Raw genomic sequence first — 1,762 nt, 5'->3', positions numbered from 1 at the left:
GTAAATCAAACTTATTCAAATTCCAGTTAAACATGGACCTTGAAAACTAAATATAGAAGTTAAAAAGAGTAATGAGAGCTGACATCCAAAATAGGGACTTGGACTTTTCGTGATGTTCCCAGATAATTATCTTAGGATCACGGGGAAATGCTTTCGCCTCCTGTAGCTTTGACTACTCAAATAAGTCTGCATCCCCAGAACTCGTCTTAAACTTCTAACCCCGCAGGCTGTTCCCTCTGACAACCCATGCTGGAAGTTAGCAGCTTCCAGGCAGCCCATGGTCCAGAGTGAGTTCTAATACACGAGGGTGTCCTTAAGCGAGCTTTCTGGGGACATCCCGAAGGGTCCATTTCCCTGTATCCTAAAATGAAAGGGGGTCGATTAGTTGAAGTTTTTTGTGGGTGTAGACGTCAGCTCCGAAGATTTAAAGGTTTGCATTATGGATTGTGATGGTAACAGCCTTAAAAGGTTTACTGTCCAAAACAATCCCGCTGGTGCAAGTTTTCTACGGGATCAGGTTATTTCTTTGGCAGACAAGCATTCCTGTCAGGAAATCCACATTGGGATGGAGTCTACTTCCGTCTACAGCTTTCATCCTGCTATGTTTTTAAATGAGGATGAAGCCCTGCACAGGTATCAAACAAAGGTGTATTTGATTAATGCCAAGCTAATCAATAAGTTTAAAGAGGCTTACCCTTATTTTGATAAAACTGATGATATTGATGCTTGGGTTATTGCCGACCGCTTGCGCTTTGGGCGTCTCCCATATACTGCAGTGATGCAGGAGCAACTCCTTGCCCTTCAAAGGTTGACTAGAATGCGTTACCGCCTGGTGAATAACATGATCCGTGAGAAACAGTATTTTTTGCAGAATCTATTTCTTAAGTGTAATGCCTTTAAGTCCGAGGTTGAAAGTTCTGCCTTCGGCAATGCTATGATGGAGCTCTTTCTTGAACAATATAGCCTGGATGAGATTAGTTCTATGGATGTTTCTGTTCTTGCGGATTTCCTCAGGGAGAAGGGGAAGAATCGTTTCCCCGACCCTGAAGGTGTGGCAAAATGTATTCAAAAGGCTGCCAGGTCTTCTTACAGGCTATCTAAGTGTGTGGAAGATTCCGTTGATGTTCTCCTGGCCACTTCTATTGAATGTATCCGCACTCTTTCCGCACAGATTAAACAGTTGGATAAGGCTATTGAAAGACTCCTTGATGGCATACCGAATACTTTACAAACTATTCCCGGTATTGGCCCGGTCTTTTGTTCAGGGATACTTGCTGAAATCGGCGATATTAATCGCTTTAAGGGTGAAGCTTCTATCGCAAAGTATGCCGGTCTTACATGGTCGAAATACCAGTCCGGAAAGTTTGAAGCAGAAGAAACTAGAATGATTCGCTCTTGTAATCACTATCTGCGCTATTACCTGGTTGAGGCTGCCAACTCGGTTAAAAAAGTAGAGCCGGAATTTCGTGATTACTATCAGAAAAAGTACCGTGAAGTTTCCAAGCATCAGCATAAAAGAGCCCTCGTCTTAACCGCAAGAAAACTTGTGCGTTTGATCTATGCGCTGCTACGCAATGATCAAATTTACACGCCTAAAAGGAAGGTGAATAGGTGAGGTAAAACACCTCCTCAATATCCTTCGGTAATTTCCAGTTTTTGGTGGATAAAACTGGGTTAGTTAAATATTGTCTTTTTTACAAAAAGTGAGCTAAATATTTTCCATTTTGTTATTTTTAGGTACTTGACTTTTTACCGCAGGACT

General features: G+C 42.1%; 1 protein-coding gene. It reads left to right on the top strand.

The window, feature by feature from the left end; all coding sequences use genetic code 11:
- Positions 1-385: 385 nt before the first annotated feature.
- A complete protein-coding gene (locus ACKX14_RS15475) occupies positions 386-1,615 on the top strand; it encodes an IS110 family RNA-guided transposase (RefSeq protein ID WP_422449252.1) in 1,230 nt (409 codons plus the stop codon).
- The last annotated feature ends 147 nt before the right edge of the window (positions 1,616-1,762 follow it).

It is taken from the genome of Thermorhabdus hydrogeniformans (assembly GCF_049310025.1).
Lineage (GTDB): Bacteria > Bacillota > Thermosediminibacteria > Thermosediminibacterales > Tepidanaerobacteraceae > JBJYKD01.
Note: the sequence above shows the minus strand (reverse complement) of the source record. Positions and strands in the feature narration are given on the sequence as shown.